The 20,470-nt window shown below is 71.8% G+C and carries 15 protein-coding genes and 2 pseudogenes; 2 read left to right on the top strand and 15 right to left on the bottom strand.

Features of this window, described 5'->3' with window-relative positions; all coding sequences use genetic code 11:
• Positions 1–152: 152 nt before the first annotated feature.
• From topA to bldG, 7 genes are all read right to left on the bottom strand, one after another.
• Entirely contained in the window at positions 153–2,990 is a 2,838-nt protein-coding gene (gene topA / locus ACWD5D_RS21805) for a type I DNA topoisomerase (RefSeq protein WP_451374379.1), read from the bottom strand.
• Between the two features lie 257 nt (positions 2,991–3,247).
• On the bottom strand, positions 3,248–3,445 hold the full coding sequence (locus tag ACWD5D_RS21800; protein ID WP_451374378.1) for a hypothetical protein: 198 nt from the start codon (positions 3,443–3,445) through the stop codon (positions 3,248–3,250).
• 296 nt (positions 3,446–3,741) lie between these two features.
• Complete coding sequence (locus ACWD5D_RS21795) at positions 3,742–5,262, bottom strand: DUF7059 domain-containing protein (protein ID WP_451374377.1); 1,521 nt, start codon at positions 5,260–5,262, stop codon at positions 3,742–3,744.
• Positions 5,263–5,323: 61 nt separating this feature from the next.
• Positions 5,324–5,932: a small secreted protein gene (locus ACWD5D_RS21790; RefSeq protein ID WP_451374376.1), complete on the bottom strand. Its 609-nt coding sequence runs from the start codon at positions 5,930–5,932 to the stop codon at positions 5,324–5,326.
• A 194-nt stretch (positions 5,933–6,126) separates the two neighbouring features.
• Positions 6,127–8,535: a sodium-translocating pyrophosphatase gene (locus tag ACWD5D_RS21785; RefSeq protein WP_451374375.1), complete on the bottom strand. Its 2,409-nt coding sequence runs from the start codon at positions 8,533–8,535 to the stop codon at positions 6,127–6,129.
• Positions 8,536–8,870: 335 nt separating this feature from the next.
• Positions 8,871–9,308, bottom strand: a complete 438-nt coding sequence (locus ACWD5D_RS21780) for an ATP-binding protein (RefSeq protein ID WP_451374374.1) — start codon at positions 9,306–9,308, stop codon at positions 8,871–8,873.
• Positions 9,309–9,464: 156 nt separating this feature from the next.
• Complete coding sequence (gene bldG, locus ACWD5D_RS21775; RefSeq protein WP_100827485.1) at positions 9,465–9,806, bottom strand: anti-sigma factor antagonist BldG; 342 nt, start codon at positions 9,804–9,806, stop codon at positions 9,465–9,467.
• A gap of 83 nt (positions 9,807–9,889) precedes the next feature.
• Between bldG and ACWD5D_RS21770 the strand changes: the two genes are divergently transcribed.
• Positions 9,890–12,493, top strand: coding sequence for a DEAD/DEAH box helicase (locus ACWD5D_RS21770; protein ID WP_451374373.1), 2,604 nt, complete (start codon positions 9,890–9,892; stop codon positions 12,491–12,493).
• Positions 12,494–12,543: 50 nt separating this feature from the next.
• Here ACWD5D_RS21770 and ACWD5D_RS21765 read toward each other — a convergent pair.
• From ACWD5D_RS21765 to ssd, 7 genes and pseudogenes are all read right to left on the bottom strand, one after another.
• Positions 12,544–12,945 (bottom strand): annotated as a pseudogene (locus ACWD5D_RS21765) (Rv3654c family TadE-like protein); the annotation flags it as partial.
• Between the two features lie 131 nt (positions 12,946–13,076).
• Positions 13,077–13,436, bottom strand: a pseudogene (locus ACWD5D_RS21760) (TadE family type IV pilus minor pilin); the annotation flags it as partial.
• Positions 13,423–13,623: a DUF4244 domain-containing protein gene (locus ACWD5D_RS21755; protein WP_451374372.1), complete on the bottom strand. Its 201-nt coding sequence runs from the start codon at positions 13,621–13,623 to the stop codon at positions 13,423–13,425. The gene ACWD5D_RS21755 and the pseudogene ACWD5D_RS21760, both read right to left, overlap by 14 nt.
• Positions 13,624–13,761: 138 nt before the next feature.
• Entirely contained in the window at positions 13,762–14,556 is a 795-nt protein-coding gene (locus ACWD5D_RS21750; RefSeq protein ID WP_451374371.1) for a type II secretion system F family protein, read from the bottom strand.
• Entirely contained in the window at positions 14,553–15,416 is an 864-nt protein-coding gene (locus ACWD5D_RS21745; RefSeq protein ID WP_451374512.1) for a type II secretion system F family protein, read from the bottom strand. Before ACWD5D_RS21745 ends, ACWD5D_RS21750 begins: the two co-directional genes overlap by 4 nt.
• A gap of 23 nt (positions 15,417–15,439) precedes the next feature.
• Positions 15,440–16,684: a TadA family conjugal transfer-associated ATPase gene (locus ACWD5D_RS21740; RefSeq protein WP_451374370.1), complete on the bottom strand. Its 1,245-nt coding sequence runs from the start codon at positions 16,682–16,684 to the stop codon at positions 15,440–15,442.
• Entirely contained in the window at positions 16,681–17,787 is a 1,107-nt protein-coding gene (gene ssd / locus ACWD5D_RS21735) for a septum site-determining protein Ssd (RefSeq protein WP_451374369.1), read from the bottom strand. Before ssd ends, ACWD5D_RS21740 begins: the two co-directional genes overlap by 4 nt.
• A 565-nt stretch (positions 17,788–18,352) precedes the next feature.
• Here ssd and ACWD5D_RS21730 point away from each other — a divergent pair.
• Positions 18,353–19,198, top strand: a complete 846-nt coding sequence (locus ACWD5D_RS21730) for an HAD family hydrolase (RefSeq protein WP_451374368.1) — start codon at positions 18,353–18,355, stop codon at positions 19,196–19,198.
• Positions 19,199–19,584: 386 nt separating this feature from the next.
• Here the strand turns inward: ACWD5D_RS21730 and ACWD5D_RS21725 are convergent, their stop codons facing one another.
• On the bottom strand, positions 19,585–20,409 hold the full coding sequence (locus ACWD5D_RS21725; RefSeq protein WP_451374367.1) for an oxidoreductase: 825 nt from the start codon (positions 20,407–20,409) through the stop codon (positions 19,585–19,587).
• Positions 20,410–20,470 lie beyond the last annotated feature (61 nt).

Below are 20,470 nucleotides of genomic sequence, written 5' to 3'. Positions count from 1 at the left end.
ACAACAACGACGCGACCGCGCGAGGCCGACGAACCCTGGAGGGCCGCACCCGGCGCAGTCCCCACGTGAGCAGGAGTCACAGAACCGCGCACGAGGCCGGAGCCGCAGAGCCGACGCGGCCTGCGGTTCCGACCCCCTGTCGGAGCGGGACCTCAGTCCTCGGCGCCGGACGCCGCCGTCTTCTTCGCGGCGGCGGTCGTCTTCTTTGCCGTGGTCTTCTTGGCCGTCGTCTTCTTCGCGGCCGCCGTCGTCTTCTTCGCCGCCGTCTTCTTGGCGGCGGTCTTCTTCGCCGGCGCGGCCTTCTTGGCCGTGGCCTTCTTCGCCGTCTTCTTGGCGGGCCCCTTCGCACGCTTCTCGGCGAGCAGCTCGAAGCCGCGCTCCGGGGTGATCTCCTCGACGCTGTCACCGGAGCGGAGCGTCGCGTTGGTCTCGCCGTCGGTGACGTACGGACCGAAGCGGCCGTCCTTGACCACGACCGGCTTGCCGGAGACCGGGTCGTCGCCCAGCTCCTTCAGCGGCGGCTTGGCGGCGGCCCGACCGCGCTGCTTCGGCTGGGCGTAGATCGCCTGGGCCTCCTGAAGCGTGATCGTGAAGATCTGGTCCTCGGCCGTCAGCGAGCGCGAGTCCGTGCCCTTCTTCAGGTACGGGCCGTAGCGGCCGTTCTGCGCGGTGATCTCCACGCCGTCGGCGTCGGTGCCGACGACACGCGGCAGCGACATCAGCTGCAGTGCGTCCTCGAGGGTCACGGTGTCCGGCGACATGGACTTGAAGAGGGAGGCGGTGCGCGGCTTGACCGCGTTCTTGCCCGTCTTCGGGGTGCCTTCGGGGAGGATCTCCGTGACGTACGGGCCGTAGCGGCCGTGCTTGGCGACGATCTGGTGGCCGCTCGCCGGGTCGGTGCCCAGCTCGAAGTCACCGCTCGGCTTGGCCAGCAGTTCCTCGGCCATCTCGACGGTCAGCTCGTCCGGCGCCAGGTCGGTGGGGATGTCGGCGCGCTGGTGCTGCTCGGTGTCCTTCTCGCCGCGCTCGATGTAGGGGCCGTAGCGGCCCACCCGCAGCACGATGCCGTTGGCCACCGGGAACGAGGACACCTCGCGCGCGTCGATCGCGCCCAGGTCGGTCACGAGTTCCTTGAGGCCGCCGAGGTGGTCCCCGTCGCCGTTGCCGGCGTCGGCGGCGCCCCCGACGCCCGTCTCCTCGCCGAAGTAGAAGCGCTTCAGCCAGGGCACGGACCGGGCCTCGCCGCGGGCGATGCGGTCGAGGTCGTCCTCCATCTTGGCGGTGAAGTCGTAGTCGACGAGCCGGCCGAAGTGCTTCTCCAGGAGGTTGACCACGGCGAAGGACAGGAAGGACGGCACCAGGGCCGTGCCCTTCTTGAAGACGTAGCCGCGGTCGAGGATCGTGCCGATGATCGACGCGTACGTCGACGGGCGGCCGATCTCGCGCTCTTCCAGCTCCTTGACCAGGGAGGCCTCTGTGTAGCGGGCCGGGGGCTTGGTGGCGTGGCCGTCGACCGTGATCTCCTCGGCGGACAGCGCGTCGCCCTCGGAGACCTGCGGCAGCCGGCGCTCACGGTCGTCCAGCTCGGCGTTCGGGTCGTCGGCCCCCTCGACGTAGGCCTTCAGGAAGCCGTGGAAGGTGATCGTCTTGCCGGAGGCGCTGAACTCGACGTCGCGGCCGTCGGCCGCGGTGCCGCCGATCTTCACGGTCACGCTGTTGCCGGTCGCGTCCTTCATCTGGGAGGCGACGGTCCGCTTCCAGATGAGTTCGTAGAGCTTGAACTGGTCGCCGGTCAGGCCGGTCTCGGCCGGCGTGCGGAAACGATCGCCCGAAGGGCGGATCGCCTCGTGCGCCTCCTGGGCGTTCTTGACCTTCGCGGCGTAGCTGCGCGGCTGCGGCGGCAGGTAGTCGGCGCCGTACAGCTGCGTGACCTGCGCGCGGGCCGCCGCGATCGCCGTTTCGCTCAGCGTCGTGGAGTCCGTACGCATGTACGTGATGTAGCCGTTCTCGTACAGCTTCTGCGCGACCTGCATGGTGGCCTTCGCGCCGAAGCCGAGCTTGCGGCTGGCCTCCTGCTGCAGCGTCGTCGTACGGAACGGGGCGTACGGCGAGCGGCGGTACGGCTTGGACTCGACGGAGCGCACGGAGAAGCGGGTGTTCTCCAGGGCGGCTGCGAGGGCGCGGGCGTTCGCCTCGTCGAGGTGGAGGGTGTTCGCGCTCTTGAGCTGTCCGAGGGAGTCGAAGTCGCGGCCCTGCGCGATCCGCCTGCCGTCGACGGCCTGCAGGCGGGCGACCAGCGACGACGGGTCCGAGGAGTCCCCCGCGCGGCCGGTCGCGAAGGTGCCCGTCAGGTCCCAGTACTCGGCAGAACGAAAGGCGATGCGCTCGCGTTCCCGCTCGACGACGAGTCGCGTGGCGACCGACTGGACACGGCCGGCCGACAGGCGCGGCATGACCTTCTTCCACAGGACCGGCGAGACCTCGTAGCCGTAGAGGCGGTCGAGGATGCGGCGGGTCTCCTGGGCGTCGACGAGCTTCTGGTTGAGGTCGCGCGGGTTGGCGACGGCCTCGCGGATCGCGTCCTTGGTGATCTCGTGGAAGACCATCCGCTTGACCGGGATCTTCGGCTTGAGGACCTCCTGGAGGTGCCAGGCGATCGCCTCGCCCTCCCGGTCCTCATCGGTGGCGAGGAAGAGCTCGTCGGAATCCTTCAGAAGGTCCTTGAGCTTCTTGACCTGCGCCTTCTTGTCGGCGTTGATCACATAGATCGGCTGGAAGTCGTGTTCGACGTCCACACCGAGGCGGCGGACCTCACCGGTGTACTTCTCGGGCACCTCCGCGGCGCCGTTGGGAAGGTCGCGGATGTGCCCGACGCTCGCTTCGACGACATAGCCGGGGCCGAGATAGCCCTTGATCGTCTTCGCCTTGGCGGGCGACTCGACGATGACGAGTCGACGGCCGCCCTGTGCGGTCTCGCTGGTCGGGGACAACTTCGCTCTTCTCTCCGGTCGACGCTGTGGCCTCCCCAGGGCCTTTGTCCCGGGGTCGCAACGTGCTGCTGGCTCGTGTGACGCTGCGGAGTGTGACGGTACATCCCGCCCCCGTGTCAAACGGGAAAAGCCCACAACGGCCACTCGAACGGTAACCCGACTACCGGCATTCCTGCCGCCCGGAGTGCACGGCAGGTCTTCGCCCATGTCCGGAGCGCGGTGCTCCGATTACCCGGGCGGAAGCACGCCCGCCGATGTCAGAGGCGGGTGAGGCAGTACGCGCCGAGCCCCAGCGCGACGATCGCGGAGGTCCCGGCGAGGGTGGCCGATGCGATCTGGTTCACACCGTGCGCGACCGGCTCACGCCGGCGGACCCGGGTGCAGGTCCACACCAGCAGAGCGCCTCCGAACAGGGCGAACATCACTCCCGCGAAGATCGCCGGTCCGCTCTCCACCGCGCCCGCCCTTCCGCGCCGTCGCCCGTGTGCCCGGCGAGGAGCGTGGCACGCGCGGAAGTCGGGCGTGCGACATCGGGGTGAACGCAGAGCCGACGCGTGATCGAACTGGCGAGCGGCCACAGTCGCGCCGTATCGGGCGCCCGTCATTTTCCGGCCGTTTTCCCGGCGGCGGCGTGTCCCGGCCCGTGCCACCGGCATACGACGAAGATCCGTGCGTGGCTACGACGGCGCGGGGATGCCGGGTACGACGGCCGGAGCAGCCGCCGCGGCCCGGCCCACGCGCCGGTCCCGACTCACCTGGCCGGCTCGAGGAAGCCCTGCTCCACCAGCAGCCGGATCTGCGCCGGCGTACGGTCGCGCAGCAACACCGGGTCCTCTCCGACGAGTTGCGCGATGGCGTCCAGGATGCGGCCGGCGCTGAGCGTGCCGTCGCATACGCCCGCGAAGCCCGCGCCGACCGTGTCCACCTTCGTGGCACGGCGCATCCCGCGGTGCTGGCGCAGCACCACGTGCTCCGGGTCCTCGGCGCCGGGCAGCCCGACCTGCTCCTGGACCACCTCCGCGGTCAGCCTGAAGTGGCCTTCGAGCAGGGCCGCGTCGTCGTGGTCCCGGAGGTAGTCGAGGCGGTCGAAGTGCGCCCGGATCGCCTCCCCGAGAGGCTGCTCGACCGAATGCGGCCACTCCTCCACGGTGATCGAAGGCTCGGCCGCCCCGGTCCTGCGCAGGGTGATCCAGCCGAAGCCGACCGCCTTCACCTTGCGCGCCTCGAACTCGTCGAGCCAGGCGTCGTACCGCGCCTCGTACTCCGCCTGATCCCCGCGATGGTCGCCGGCGTCCCTCAGCCACAGCTCGGCGTACTGCGTGATGTCCAGTACCTCGCGCTGCACGATCCAGGCGTCGCACCCGCGTGGCACCCACGACCTGAGTCTGTTCTGCCAGTCCTCCCCTGCCACGTGCTGCCAGTTGGCGAGGAACTGCGCGAACCCGCCCTCGTTCAGCCGTTCCCCTGCCTGCTGAACGAGCGAGCGGCACAGATCGTCCCCGCCCATCCCGCCGTCCCGGTACGTCAGCCGGGCACCCGGGGAGATCACGAACGGCGGGTTGGACACGATCAGATCGAAGGTCTCGTCGTCCCGGACCGGTTCGAACAGCGAACCCTCGCGCAGGTCGGCGGCGGGCGCCCCGGAGAGGGCGAGGGTGAGCGCGGCGATGTGCAGCGCGCGCGGGTTGAGATCGGTGGCCGTCACGCGCGTGGCGTGCTGCGCGGCGTGCAGTGCCTGGATGCCGGAGCCGGTGCCGAGGTCGAGGGCGGAGGCGACCGGGGTGCGGACGGTGATGCCGGCGAGGGTCGTGGAGGCGCCGCCGACGCCCAGGACGACCTCCTCGTCCCGCTGTCCGACACCGCCCGCGCCGCCGACGGCGCAGCCCAGGTCGGACACGATGAACCAGTCCTCGCCGTCCGGGCCGCCGTAGGGCCGTACGTCCACGGTCGCGGCCACCTCGTCGCCGCCGACGCGCGTGAGCCATCCGGCCTCCAGGGCGTCGTCGGCCGGCAGAACGGCCGCCACGCGCGCGTGGGGCACCGGTTGCTGGAGCAGGAACAGCCGCACGAGCGTCTCCAGCGGCGTGTCGCCGCGGGTCGCCCGGAGCGCGGGCACGGTCTCGCTGCGGGCCAGCGCCGCGTACGCGGGGGCGCCGAGCAGGTCGAGCAGGCCGTCCGCGGTGAAGGAGGCGGAGAGAAGGGCGTCGCGCAGGCGGGCGGCGACGTCGGGCCGGTCGGAGGCGGGCAGGAGGGCGGGGCCTGAGTCAGTCACGCCCCCATTGTGGCCCGCGCGGGCGGCCGGAGGCTGCCTGAGCGCGGGCGTCTGGCGGTGGTCAGCCGGTCTTCGCCGACGGCGACGCGTTGACCTTGCAGCTGGGCTGCTTGGCGATCGCGTCCTTCACGTCGCCCTGCTCCAGGCGCTTGAGCGCCGCCGTGCCGCTGCTGCTCTGCTCGCCGATCTGCTTGGTCTGGTCGGCGACGTCGTGCAGGCCCTTCGCGAACTTGCCCTGGTCCTTGGTGTCGAGCCCGTCGACCTCCTTCTTGAGGTCGGCGTACGACGTGGAGAGGCTGTTGAGGTTCTTGACGGCGTCCTGCTGCTTCTTGGCGCCGCCGTCCACGCCCGGAGGCGTTCCGGCACCGCCGATGGCGGAGGCGATCGCCTTGTAGGCCTCGGACATGTCCTGGAAAGCCTGCGCGTACGTGGCCTTGGCGGTCTTGGGCGGCAGGTTGCTGTCCGTGGCGATCTTGGCGATCGAGGCGTTCGCCGCACGGATCTTCGCGTCCTGCGCGGGCACGGCGTCGCACACCGTCTTGGCCCAGGCCACCAGCTTGGGGTCGGGGCCGCTGTCCTTGCTGCTGCATCCCGACAGCGCCACTACCAGTACCGCACCGCCGGACAGTGCGGCCGCGAGCTTCTTGTTCACCGGATTGGTCCCTTCCATGGCTCTCGGCTCACGGAATCTACACGGCGGACCGACAGCCTCCACCACCGAACGCACTATAAGTACGATTTGCCACTCTCTGCACCAAGAGAGAGAAGACTCACGACGCCGACGAGCCTCCACACGCGAACGGGCGGGCGGCGCGTCAACACGCGCCACCCGCCCGTCCGTTGCACAGGCCCTCCGTGGACGGCCTACGAAACCACCGCCGCATCAGCCGAGTTGGAGACCCGCTCGGATCCCTCCTCGTCGTCGCCGACGGCGATGCCGCGCCGCTTCGAGACGTACACGGCGATCACGATCACCAGGAGCGCGAGGACCGCGATCAGGATCCGTACGCCGATGCTCTTGTCGCTGCCGTAGGAGAACTTGATCACCGCGGGCGCGATGAGCAGCGAGACCAGATTCATGACCTTCAGCAGCGGGTTGATCGCCGGGCCGGCGGTGTCCTTGAAGGGGTCACCGACGGTGTCGCCGATCACCGTGGCCGCGTGGGCCTCGCTGCCCTTGCCGCCGTGATGACCGTCCTCCACCAGCTTCTTGGCGTTGTCCCAGGCACCACCGGAGTTGGCGAGGAACACCGCCATCAGCGTGCCCGCGCCGATCGCGCCCGCGAGATAGGAGCCGAGCGAGCCGACGCCGAGCGTGAACCCGATGAAGATCGGCGCCATGACGGCGAGCAGACCGGGCGTGGCCAGCTCCCGCAGGGCGTCCTTGGTGCAGATGTCGACGACCTTGCCGTACTCGGGCGTCTCCGTGTAGTCCATGATCCCGGGCTTCTCACGGAACTGCCGCCGCACCTCGTAGACCACCGAACCGGCCGACCGCGACACGGCGTTGATGGCCAGTCCGGAGAAGAGGAAAACGACCGCCGCGCCCGCGATGAGTCCGACGAGGTTGTTGGGCTGCGAGATGTCCATCGACAGGCTCAATGGCGCCCCTGGCCCGGTGAGCTTCGCCCCGACGTCCTGCACGTTGGTGGTGATCGCGTCCCGGTACGACCCGAAGAGCGCCGAGGCCGCGAGGACCGCCGTGGCGATGGCGATGCCCTTGGTGATCGCCTTGGTGGTGTTGCCGACCGCGTCCAGGTTGGTGAGCACCTGCGCGCCCGCACCCTCGACGTCGCCGGACATCTCGGCGATGCCCTGCGCGTTGTCGGAGACCGGCCCGAAGGTGTCCATGGCGACGATCACGCCGACCGTGGTGAGCAGGCCGGTGCCGGCCAGGGCGACCGCGAACAGCGCCAGCATGATCGACGTACCGCCGAGCAGGAACGCGCCGTACACGCCGAGGCCGATGAGCAGCGCGGTGTAGACGGCCGACTCCAGGCCGACCGAGATGCCGGCGAGGACGACGGTGGCCGGGCCCGTGAGGGAGGTCTTGCCGATGTCCCGTACCGGACGGCGGGTGGTCTCGGTGAAGTAGCCGGTCAGCTGCTGGATGACGGCGGCGAGCAGGATGCCGATGGCGACCGCCACCAGGGCGAGGATCCGCGGGTCGCCGGCCTTGCCCCGGATCGCCGCGTCCGTGACGCCGTCGAGGTCGGAGTACTTCGACGGCAGGTAGACGAAGACCGCGATCGCGACCAGCGCGAGGGAGATCACCGCGGAGATGAAGAAGCCGCGGTTGATCGCCGTCATGCCGCTGCGGTCGGAGCGCCGGGGGGCGACCGCGAAGATGCCGATCATGGCGGTGAGGACGCCGATGGCCGGAACGAGCAGCGGGAAGGCGAGTCCGGAGTCGCCGAAGGCGGCCTTGCCGAGGATCAGTGCGGCCACCAGGGTGACGGCGTAGGACTCGAAGAGGTCGGCCGCCATGCCCGCGCAGTCGCCGACGTTGTCGCCCACGTTGTCGGCGATGGTCGCGGCATTGCGCGGATCGTCCTCCGGAATGCCCTGCTCGACCTTGCCGACCAGGTCGGCGCCGACGTCGGCGGCCTTGGTGAAGATGCCGCCGCCCACACGCATGAACATCGCGATCAGGGCGGCGCCGAGGCCGAAGCCCTCGAGCACCTTCGGAGCGTCGGCCGCGTACACCAGCACCACGCAGGAGGCGCCCAGCAGGCCGAGCCCCACCGTGAACATGCCGACGACGCCGCCCGTGCGAAATGCGATCTTCATCGCGGTGTGCGAGACGGTGGTGAGATCCTTTTCCGGTTCGCCCGGCGCCGGGGTGGCTTCCCGGGCCGCCGCGGCGACGCGCACATTACTGCGCACGGCGAGCCACATGCCGATATAACCGGTGGCCGCCGAGAACACCGCGCCGATCAGGAAGAACACCGATCGTCCGGCACGCTGATTCCAGTCGTCCGCGGGCAAGAGCATGAGCAGGAAGAACACGACGACGGCGAAAACACCCAGCGTGCGCAGCTGCCGGGCGAGATACGCCTTGGCGCCTTCCTGGACCGCCTCGGCGATCTTTTTCATGCTGTCGGTGCCCTCGCCCGCCGCCAGCACCTGACGCACCAGGACGCCCGCGACCGCCAGGGCGGCCACGGCGACCGCCGCGATCACCGCCACGATGATCCGGTTGTCGTCGGTCAGGACCGCGGCCGCGAGGGTTGTGGGGTGGTCCAACTGATGAGGGGTAGAAAGCCCCGCCATTCGTCCTCCTTGACGCTTGGGCTGAGCTCAAGATGTGGACGGATTGTAGGTACCCCCGAGTGATCTAAACAGGGGACGGTAAACAGAAATGGCCTTCGTGCCCACTTCAGCAAATGATCGAGGTCACGTCACAGAACCCGAAAGAGGTAACGCCCCAAAGGCATTGACGGCCACATTGATGCTTGATCAAATTATCAGGGTATTGATCGTGAATTCATTCACGAATTCCGGGGCGACGGGAACAACAAGAAAGGCCCTGCTCAGCAGGGCCCTTCGAGGGTGTGGTGCGCGGCGCTTCGGGCGCCGTGCGACACGGGCGGACGAGGCCGGTGGGGTCAGACGAGTTCGGCGGCCGGTGGAGCGGTCGGCCAGGACATGCGGATCAAGCCGCCGTTCTCGCCCGTGGTGACCTCCACGTCGTCCACGAGACCACTGATGACCGCGAGGCCCATCTCGTCCTCCTCGGCCTCCACGTCCGCGTCCGCGGCAGCCCCGCCGGCCACCCGCTCGGCGGGCACGGCGTGCGGGGCCTCGTCGCCGACCTCGATGGAGAACTGCTTCTCCTCCTCGATCAGCGCGACCTTCACCGGTGCGGTGATGTCGTTGATCTGGTGCAGCCCCACGGCGCGGGAGCAGGCCTCGCCCACGGCGAGCCGGACCTCGTCCAGGACGGCCTCGTCCACTCCGGCCCTGCGCGCCACCGCTGCCGCCACCAACCGGGCGGTCCGGACGTGCTCGGGCAGCGCGCTGAAGCGGAGTTCGACGGTGGCCATGCATCCCCCTCGCGGCTATGGGCGTGCTGTGCGGGGGCGGGGCCGCCGAAAGCCCGCACCCCCTGATGAACTTCCGTGCCCCGGACCCACCGGCCCGGGGCGGGACCGGCCCGATCCGGGCCGCAGGTCGGCCCGGACCGGTGAACGGTCCAGGAATCAGTCGGTGGCCGCCACCGCTTCCTCGACCGAGGTGTGGATCGGGAACACCTTGGTGAGACCGGTGATGCGGAAGATCTTGAGAATGCGCTCCTGGTTGCAGACCAGGCGCAGTGAGCCCTCGTGGGCACGTACTCGCTTGAGGCCGCCGACCAGCACGCCGAGTCCGGTGGAGTCGAGGAAGTCCACGCCCTCCATGTCGACGACGAGGTGGAATGCCCCGTCGTTCACCAGCTCGACCAACTGCTCGCGCAGCTTGGGCGCGGTGTATACATCGATTTCGCCACCGACCTCGACGACCGTACGATCGCCGACGGTACGGGTCGACAGGGACAGGTCCACGGATCCTCCAGCACCTTGCTATCGAGCGGTCGCCCCTTAAAGGACACCTTGGCTCACGGCCCCCGGGACGCTCGCCAGCCGCGATGGCATTCAATCACTTACTGGCAGGCGTGCACGACGCCTTGGCCCCATTGTCCGTCACGCCAGTGACACACTCGGTGCCGATGGCCAAGAATCACCGATCCGATCGATCCCCGGCAGACCCGGCTTCGCGCCCGTCTCCGGGCGTGGTCCTGGACCGACTCGCCTCGGGGCCGAGCCGGTCTGCGCGCATCACTCATACGGAGCACTTGCCCCCGCGCGCGGGCCGCCATGCCGTCTGGCCTGACCGGATTCGCTCCGAGGTGATCGCCGCCGTGCGGTCCCACGGCATCGAGCACCCGTGGGCGCACCAGGCGCTGGCCGCGGAGCACGCCCTGGACGGCGACTCGGTGGTCGTCGCCACCGGTACCGCCTCCGGCAAGTCCCTCGCCTACCTCGTCCCGGTCCTGTCCGCGCTCCTGGACGGCTCCGAGGCCCCCAACGGCCGCGGCGCCACCGCCCTGTACCTGTCCCCCACCAAGGCGCTCGCCGCGGACCAGTGCCGGTCCGTGAAGGAACTTTCACAACCCCTCGGCACGGCGGTGCGCCCGGCGGTCTACGACGGCGACACCCCGTTCGAGGAGCGCGAGTGGGTCCGCCAGTACGGCAACTACGTCCTCACCAACCCCGACATGCTGCACCGCGGCATATTGCCCTCCCACCCCCGCTGGTCCTCCTTCCTGAAGTCGCTCAAGTACGTCGTCGTCGACGAGTGCCACACCTACCGGGGCGTCTTCGGCTCGCACGTCGCCCAGGTGCTGCGCCGACTGCGCCGGCTGTGCGCCCGCTACGGCGCGTCGCCCGTGTTCCTGCTGGCCTCCGCGACCGCCGCCGAGCCCGCCGTCGCCGCCCGTCGGCTGACCGGCCTGCATGTGGTCGAGGTCGCCGACGACGCCTCCCCGCGCGGCGAACTCCTCTTCGCCCTGTGGGAGCCCCCGCTCACCGAACTTCATGGCGAGAAAGGTGCGCCCGTTCGGCGTACCGCCACCGCCGAGACGGCCGACCTGCTCACCGACCTCACCGTGCAGGGCGTCCGCTCGGTCGCCTTCGTCCGCTCCCGGCGCGGCGCCGAGCTGATCTCGGTCATCGCCCAGGAACGGCTGGCCGAGGTCGACCGCTCCCTCGTCCGGCGGGTCGCGGCCTACCGCGGCGGCTACCTCCCCGAGGAGCGCCGCGCACTGGAGCGGGCCCTGCACTCCGGCGAACTCCTCGGTCTGGCCGCCACGACGGCCCTGGAGCTGGGTGTGGACGTCTCGGGGCTGGACGCGGTGGTGATCGCCGGATACCCGGGCACACGGGCCTCACTGTGGCAGCAGGCGGGCCGCGCGGGCCGCTCCGGGCAGGGCGCCCTGGCGGTCCTGGTCGCCCGTGACGACCCGCTGGACACCTTCCTCGTCCATCATCCCGAGGCCCTGTTCGACCAACCGGTGGAATCGACGGTCCTTGACCCCGACAACCCCTACGTCCTCGCCCCGCACCTGTGCGCCGCCGCCGCGGAGATCCCGCTGACCGAGGAGGACCTGGAGCTCTTCGGCCCCGCCACCGAGGAGCTGCTGCCGCAGCTGGAGGCCGCGAAGCTGCTGCGCCGCCGGACGAAGGCATGGCACTGGACGCGCCGGGAACGGGCCGCCGACCTGACCGACATCCGCGGCTCGGGCGGGTCGCCCGTGCAGGTCGTGGAGGCCGGCACCGGGCGCCTGCTCGGCACGGTCGACGCGGCCGCCGCGCACTCCACCGTCCACGAGGGCGCGGTCCATCTGCACCAGGGCCGCACCTACCTGGTGCGCTCCTTCGACCTGGAAGCCTCGGTGGCCCTGGTCGAGCAAGCCGACCCGCCCTACTCGACCGTCGCCCGCGACACCACGTCGATCTCCGTCCTGGAGACGGACGTCGAGATCCCGTGGGGCTCCGGCCGCCTCTGCTACGGCTCGGTCGAGGTCACCAACCAGGTGGTCTCCTTCCTCCGCAGACGTCTGATCACCGGTGAGGTGCTGGGCGAGACGAAACTGGACCTCCCTCCTCGCAAGCTCCGCACGCGCGCGGTGTGGTGGACGGTCACCGAGGACCAGCTCGACGAGGCCCGGATCAACCCGGAGATCCTCGGCGGCTCCCTGCACGCCGCCGAGCACGCCTCCATCGGCATGCTGCCCCTCTTCGCGACGTGCGACCGCTGGGACATCGGCGGGGTCTCCGTCCCCCTCCACCCCGACACCCTCCTTCCCACGGTCTTCGTCTACGACGGCCACCCCGGCGGCGCGGGCTTCGCCGAGCGCGCCTTCCACACCGCCCGCGCCTGGCTCGCCGCCACCCGTGAGGCCATCGCCTCCTGCGAGTGCGAGGCCGGCTGCCCGTCCTGCATCCAGTCCCCCAAGTGCGGTAACGGCAACGATCCACTGCACAAGAGGGGGGCGGTACGGCTCCTCACGGTGCTGTTGAGGGGAGCGCCGGAGGAGAAGCCGGTGGAGGCTGAGGACGAGCCGGGGGAGGCGGCACAGGCGGAGAAGCCGGTCGAGACGGGTGAGAAGCCGGGGGACGCGAAGGAAAAGCCGGGGGACGCGGAGGAAAAGCCGGTGGAGGACCCGGGCGCGCGGCCTGCGGCGGGGTGAGCCCGGGTGGTGGCCGGGTCCTCCGTGCCGCCCGACGGCTCAGGCCGCATCGGTGGTGCCGGTGCCGTCGCCGGCACCGCCGGCCCCGCTCTGGCCCTGACCTCTGCCGTGAACGGTCCCCGTCCCGACCCCGCCGTCACGTCCGAGATCTCCCCGACGACCACGCATCGCGCCAGCCGCGCTCCCTGGGCCGCCGCCACCTGCTCCGCCCGGGCGCAGGCCCCCGCACTGCCCTCGGCCCAGTGGTCCGCCGCCGCGAGCGCCGCCAGGTCCGCGGCACCGGCCGCCCGGTGCCGGACGACGACGGCGTGCCCGAGGGCGAGCACGGCGCCGAAGACCGCGCACAGCACGGCGATCGCCCCGAGGCTCCAGATGGTGGCGGACCCTCGGTCGGCGTGCCACTGGCGGCGGAGAAGCCACCCGCGGCCGGAACGCTGTCGGCCACCGCCCAGGCGCCGGTACCTCATGGTCCCGCCTCCCCCGCCTCCGCAGCTCTCTCTGCCTTGCCCTGAGCGCCCACATCCGCCCCTGACACCCGCTCATCCGCCCCTGGCACCCCCTCGCCCGTCCCCGAGCCCGGCGCACCCGTCCCCACGGCGTCCTCCGCCGCGGCCACGGCCTCCTCCCGCACCTCGAACGGCAGCCCGGTCAGCACCGGCGGCTTGGCCACCACCGTCACCCGGACCTGGTCCCCCACTCGGGTGACGGCCACCCGTGCCCCGCGCGGTGCCGCCTCCCGGGTCACCCGTACGACCGCGTCGGGCGGATCCTGCCGGGCGGCGGCCCGGGCGCCCGTGCGAGCGGCGTCCACGCACTGGATCTGGGCCGCCACCGCGAGCAGCCCCCAGACCAGCGCCATGGTGAACGCCACCAGCACGGACAGCACCATGGCCGCCTCCGCGGTCACGAACCCGCGGTCCCTCCCCCGCTCACATCCGCGCACTGAGGGCTCGCTTCACGATGGCCTGCAGCTCCGCCTTGACCTGGCCACTGGTGACGACCTCGTAGAGCAGCAACGCGAACCCGACCGCCGCGACGATCCCCATCGCGTACTCGGAGGTCACCATGCCCGCGTCCCTCCGACACCGCTCCCGAAGGAACACCCACACCTTCCCGGCCCTCTCTCGCATCTCAAACTCCTTTCGTTTCAACCCTGTTGTCACTGTTGTTCTTGTTGTTCCTATTGTTCGTGCCATCACTGATGCACCTGCCGCGCCTGCTGTCCCTGCCGCCATGAGGCCCGTGTCGTCCTCAGCCATGCCGTTCCGTCAGCCACCACCCCCTCCCACCACACCGCCCGCGAGACCGAGCACCACGGGCAGTACGCCCACGGCGATGAAGGCGGGCAGGAAGCACAGCCCCACCGGCGCGGAGATCATCACGGCCGCCCGGCGGGCCCTCGCCGTGGCGGCTCGTGCACGTTCCGCGCGCGCGTCGGAGGCGAGGCGGGCTGCGGGGCCCGCCGCGGGAAGCCCGGACTCGTCGGCCCGCTCCAGCAGCCGCGCCAGGGCCCCGGCACCAGGCAGCACGGTCAACCGCCGCCAGCCGTCCGCCGGTTCGCCGCCGAGCCGCACTTCCGCCGCGCCCCGCGCCAGCGCGTCCCCGACGGGCCCGCCGAGGGCCTCCCCCACCGCGTGTGCGGCGACGACCGGTCCGGCACCGGCCGCGATGCACGCGGCCAGCAGCTCCGCGGCGAGAGGGAGTTGGCGCGCGGCTGCCGCGGTGTCGATCTCCTCGGCACGGCTCGTCGCCCAGCCCGCCGCCCGGCGACGCCGCCACTGCCACAGCCCTCCCGCCGCCCCCAGCCCCAGAAGCACCCCGGCAACCCCGCCGACCAGCACCCACGCCCCGCACGCCACCCCGGCCGGCGGCAACCACCGCCGTACCGCGGCGGTGACGTCGACGGACGGCCTCGACGCGGCCATCTCCAGGGCCAGCAGTTCGGCCACCCGACGCCGTGCCCGGCGCCGCCGCCTGGCCAGCTCGATCCGCCGGACCGCCCAGCCCAGGGCCAGCAGCGCGGCCAGAGTCATCCCCAGCCTGTGGACGACGTCCCCGCTCATACCGCCTCCGCTCCCCGTACGATCCGGGCCGACCACCACATCCCGGCGCCCTCGAACACCGCTCCGGTCACCAGGCAGCCCAGTCCGGCCCCGGTGTGCAGCAGCACCCGCAACGGGTCGGCGCCCATGGCCGAGCCGAGGAGCAGTCCGAGAGCGGGAAGAGCGGCCAGCAGCAGTGCCGTGGCACGGGCGCCGGACAATTGGGCGCGCAGGTCAGCGCGTTGGTCCCGCTCCGCGCGCAGGGCGGCGTCCAGCCGGTCGAGTCCGGCGGCGAGTCCCGCGCCCTGGTCCACGGCCACCCTCCAGCACGCGGCGAGCCCCAGCAGGCCCTCGGCGCCCGGCTGCCGGGCCGCGACGGCGAGCGCCCCCGGCACGTCCCCGCCGAACCGCGCCGCGGCGACCACGGCCGCCTGCGCGTCGCCGAGCCCGCCCGAGTCCCGCGCCGCCCGCAGCAGCGCCTCGCCGGGCTGCCGTCCCGCGCGCACCTCACCGGCGAGCGCCCCGCACAGGGTGATGACCGCGTCCGTCCGGTGCTCCCGGGCGCTCCTCGCCTCCCGGGCCAGCCGCGCCCGGCGCAGCACCGGCACCCCCGCCGCACCGACGACGACCGGAATCACCGACGCACCCACCAGCCCGAGCAGCAGCCCCGCCGCGAGCGACCACCACTCGGTCCCCAACCGGCCGCGCAATCTACGCAGTTCACCCAGGGCCCATTCCCAGGAGGGAGGGCCGGTCGCCACCACCCCGCCGCCCGCGAGCAGCAGCCGCGCCCGCCGCACTCCGTGATGCCGCCCACCCAGCAGCCATCCCGCGACCCCGAGGCCGGCCAAAGCTGTGACCAGCCCCGTCCCACTTGTCATTTCCACCACTTGCCGCACTTCCATCACTCCTCCTCGCGTCCCTCTCGCCACACGCGCCGAGCGCTCCCAGCACCGCCTGCACCCGACTCCCTTTCGAACTCGCCGCGCAGCAGCTGCCTCAGTCGCTCCCAACCGCGTTCACGGGCGAAGGCCCGCTCGCCCCACCGCAGCGCCGGAACCGTCCGCACCAGCCCCGAGGCATCCCGCTCCAGCACGTGGACCTCGGCGATCCGGCGCCGTCCGGACCGGTCCCGTACCAGGTGGAGCACCACCGACAGGGCGGCCGCCAACTGGCTGTGCAGCGCGGCCCGGTCGAGCCCGGCCGCCGTGCCGAGCGCCTCCAGGCGGGCGGGGACGTCGGCGGCCGCGTTGGCGTGCACGGTGCCGCACCCGCCCTCGTGGCCGGTGTTGAGCGCGGCCAGCAGATGCACCACCTCGGGGCCGCGCACCTCGCCGACGACCAGCCGGTCGGGCCGCATCCGCAGCGCCTGCCGCACGAGGTCCTCCAGGGTGACCAGGCCGGCGCCCTCCTGGTTCGCGGGCCGGGTCTCCAGCCGTACGACGTGCGGGTGTTCCGGTCTCAGCTCCGCCGAGTCCTCGGCGAGCACGATCCGTTCGCCCGCTCCCACCAGGCCGAGCAGTGCGCTCAGCAGGGTCGTCTTCCCGCTGCCGGTGCCACCGCTGACCAGGAAGGACAGCCGGGCCGCCAGCAGCGCCCGCAGGATCCGCTCTCCGCCGGGCGGCACGGTGCCGGCCTCGACCAGTTCGTCGAGGGTGAACGCCCGGGGCCGCACCACCCGCAGGGACAGGCAGGTGCAGCCGACGGCCACCGGGGGCAGCACCGCGTGCAGCCGGGTCCCGTCGGGCAGGCGGGCGTCGGCCCAGGGCCGGGCGTCGTCGAGCCGGCGTCCGGCCACGGCGGCCAGGCGCTGGGCGAGGCGCCGTACGGCCGCGGCGTCGGGGAAGGTCACCGGTGTCGGTTCCAGGCCGCCGCCGCGGTCCACCCACACCCGGTCCGGCGCGGACACGAGGACGTCGGTGACGCTCGGGTCGGCGAGCAGCGGCTCCAGCGGGCCGGCGCCGACGAGTTCGGACCGCAGGCGCTCGGCCGCGCCGAGGACCTCGGCATCGCCCAGCACCCGGCCCTGTTCGCGCAGCGCCTGCGCCACGCGCGCGGGGGTTGGCTCGGCACCGCTCTCGGCCAGTCGGCGACGGACGCCGTCGAGCAGTGCCGCGCCGTCGGCCCGGTCGAGTCCGGGGAGGGTCATCGTGCGGCTCCCGTCTCGACGAGCGCCTGCTCCCAGAAGGTGGCGCAGAACCGGGCCAGCGGGCCGCGGCCGCTCGCGCCGGGCGGTTTCGTCGTACCGTGCGGGCGCAGCGGCGCCGGTTCGACGGGAATGTCGCCGACGAGGGGCAGGCCGAGCAGGCGGGCCACCTCGCTCTCGTCCAGTCCCGGCGTGTACGGCCCGCGTACCGCCACCCGCAGGTCGCGCACGACCATGCCGACGGCGGACGCCACCCGGCCGGCCGCCGCCACGGCGCGCAGTTCGGCCGGGACGACGAGCAGGGCCAGGTCGAGTTGGGCGAGGGCTTCCGCGACCCCGTCGTCCAGGCGGCGCGGGAGGTCGACGACGACGGTGCCGCCGCGCCGCCGGGCGGCGGCGAGCACCGCGCGGACGGCCTGGGGCGCGATGGCGACGCAGTCGCCGCGGTCCCAGCTGAGCACCCGCAGCGCGTGCAGTTCGGGCAGCGACTCCTCCAGGGCGCCGCCGCCGACCCGGCCGCGCGAGGCGGCGAAGGCGGGCCAGCGCAGCCCCTCGGCGCTCTCGCCGCCGAGCAGTACGTCGAGTCCGCCACCGAGCGGATCTGCGTCCACGAGGAGCGTGCGCAGTCCTTCGCGCGCCGAGGTGACGGCGAGCGCGCAGGCGAGCGTGGACGCGCCGGCCCCGCCCCGGCCGCCGATGACGCCCACGGTGAGGGCCGGACGGCCGACGCCCTCGGCGACGTCGGCGATGCGGTCGACCAGCCACTGTTCGCCGTCCGGCAGCATCAGGACGTGGTCGGCGCCGATCTGGACGGCCCTTTTCCACACCCCGGAGTCGTCCTGGTCACGGCCGACCAGCACGACTCCGCGTCGGCGGGTGGCCCCGCGCACGCGGCGGGCCGCGTCGTCGCCGACCAGGACGAGCGGGGCCGCTTCCCAGCCGCCGCCGTGTTCGGGTACGCCGTGGTGGACCTCGGGTGTGGCTCCCGCGGCCGCGCAGAGGCGCAGCAGGTCGTCGAGGAGTGCGGCGTCCTCGGTGACGATGAGCGGCCGTCCAGGCCGGTCCGCGGCGGCCGGTGGCGGGTCGTGGGTGACGGTTCCGGTCACGTGTGCTCCCCCTTCGCTGCTTCTTCCGCGCAGCCCCGAGGGCCCCGCGATTCCCAAAGTTGTGAAGAACCGGCAACCGCCGTCATATGAGCGGTCGGCAGAAACCGGCCAAACGCGCCCGGCAATCGGAACCGGCCATGAACTCGCCGCGGTCGAGCGCGCTGGAATCACGGTGCGGCAGGCCCGGAAATCTTGTGGATCTTGGTGGAAAACTGGGGACAACTCGCCCCCTGTGAATATCGCCGTCACCCATACCGGTGGCCTCCGTACTGACCGTGTGCGACTCCCGTAGAGCAGTACGACGATTACCCTCAGTAATAGATCATGGGCATGACAAAAGAAGCGCCGTAGCGACACGCTTCCGGCACCGAGTCGAGCGGAGAGGAAAGAAAACGCACCCGGACATGCGACGACCCCCGCCGGGGGGGAGAGCGGGGGTCGTCCCCACGGCCGACTCGGGGGGGGAGGAGTCGGGCCGGGTTAGCACGGTCGCGAACGATCCGTGACTTCCATGGTGTACCCGAGAGCCTTCTCAGGCAAACCCACGCGCCCCACCTTACGCCGAATGGTGGGCGCCTATGCTCGGGGCGTGGAAAACCACTCCTCGCCCCGCGCAGCAGCCTTCTTTGACCTGGACAAGACGGTCATTGCGAAGTCGAGCACGCTCACCTTCAGCAAGTCCTTCTACCAAGGCGGACTGATCAACCGCAGGGCCGCGCTGCGAACCGCATATGCCCAGTTCGTCTTCCTGGTCGGCGGCATGGACCACGACCAGATGGAGCGCATGCGCGAGTACCTCTCCGCGCTGTGCCGCGGGTGGAACGTGCAGCAGGTGAAGGAGATCGTCGCCGAGACGCTGCACGATCTCATCGACCCGATCATCTACGACGAGGCCGCCTCCCTCATCGAGGAGCACCACCGGGCGGGCCGCGACGTCGTGATCGTGTCCACCTCGGGCGCAGAGGTGGTGGAGCCGGTCGGCGAGCTGCTCGGCGCGGACCGGGTGGTGGCCACACGCATGGTCGTCGGCGACGACGGCTGCTTCACCGGCGAGGTGGAGTACTACGCCTACGGCCCGACCAAGGCCGAGGCGATCAGGGAACTGGCCGCCTCCGAGGGGTACGACCTCGACCGCAGCTACGCCTACAGCGACTCGGCGACCGACCTGCCGATGCTCCAGGCGGTCGGGCACCCGCATGCCGTGAACCCCGACCGCGCGTTGCGCCGCGAGGCCGTCGCGCGCGGGTGGCCGGTGCTGGCGTTCCGCCGGCCGGTTCCGCTCAAGCAGCGCCTGCCCACGTTCTCCGTGCCGCCCCGCCCCGCGCTCGTCGCGGTGGCGGCCGTAGGAGCGGCGACCGCCACCGCCGGCCTCGTCTGGTACGCCAGCCGGCGCCGCGGCACGACCGCCTGACCGATTCACCCCTGTTTGAACCCGAAAGTAAAGAAGTACAACCAGGGGTTCCGGTTGTTCCTGGCTTGCAGTAGAAAGGACTCAGCGGCCCGCGAGACCAAAGGACATCCGAGAGGATCACCTTCCACTACGCACTTGGCCCCACGGACCCCGCATGAACGCAGGGCACCCACGCGACGTCGACCCGTCGATTACGGGCCTGCCGCACCAGGTGACGGGCAAAGTACCCGACCTGATGGGCAACATATCGAGGACGCTTGGTAACCCGGTGAGCATGCCAGCGGCGGTACGAGGACTCGTACCGCCGCAACCCTGTGCGGGCCCCCTTCCGGGGCCCTCTTTCATACCCGCGTGCCCGCCCGGGCTTCCGTGGGCTTCGCGCTCGCTCAGGCTGCTCCGCGCTGCAGCGCCTCGCACACCGCCGTCGACTCGCGCGCACCCAGCTCGACGGCCCTGCCGCAGTGGGCGATCCAGGCCGCCATGCCCTCGGGGGTGCCGGAGACGTACCCGTCCAGCGCGGCGAGGTAGGAGGCGCGGCCCAGTTCGGCGTACCCCACCTCGGCCGGGCAGACCGCCTTCGGGTCGAGGCCGCTGCCGATCAGGACGATCCGTTCGGCCGCGCGCGCGACCAGGCCGTTGTACGAAGTGAAGGGGCGCAGTGCGAGCAGTTCGCCGTGTACGACGGCCGCCGTCACCAGCGCCGGTGCCGAGCTGCCCGCGATGACCAGATCCGCCAGCCCGTCCAGCCGACCGGACATCTCCTTGGCGTCCGGCAGCGCCAGTTCGACCAGAGGCTCCTCGACCGGTTCGCCCGGATGGCGCGGTCGGCCGACCTCGTCACCGCCGACTGCGGCTGCCACCAGGTGCAGCCGGGCCAGCACCCTGAGGGGAGACTGCCGCCAGATGGACAGCAGCTGGCCCGCCTCCGCGGTCAGCCGGAGGGCGGCGCCCATCACCCGCGCCTCGGCATCGACACCGAAGTCGGTGCGTCGGCGCACCTCCTCCAGGGCCCAGTCGGCGCCGGACAGCGCAGCCGAGCCGCGCGCCGCGCGCAGCGCCGCCTCCGAGGTGATCTCGTTGCTGCGGCGCCGCATGATCCGGTGCCCGTAGACCCGGTCCACGGCCTTGCGCACGGACTCAACGGACTCGGTCACACCGGGCAGCGAGCCCAGGGCCGCGAGCGGATCGGCGGCCGCGCCTGTCGTACTCATGAGTACGACAGTACGCGCCCGCCCCTCGCCCGGCGTCCAGCCCCCAAGGAGCTTCGCCCCG

Source organism: Streptomyces sp. NPDC002520 (genome assembly GCF_053595235.1).
The sequence above is the reverse complement of the archived record's forward strand: the minus strand, read 5'-3'. Positions and strand labels throughout refer to the sequence as shown.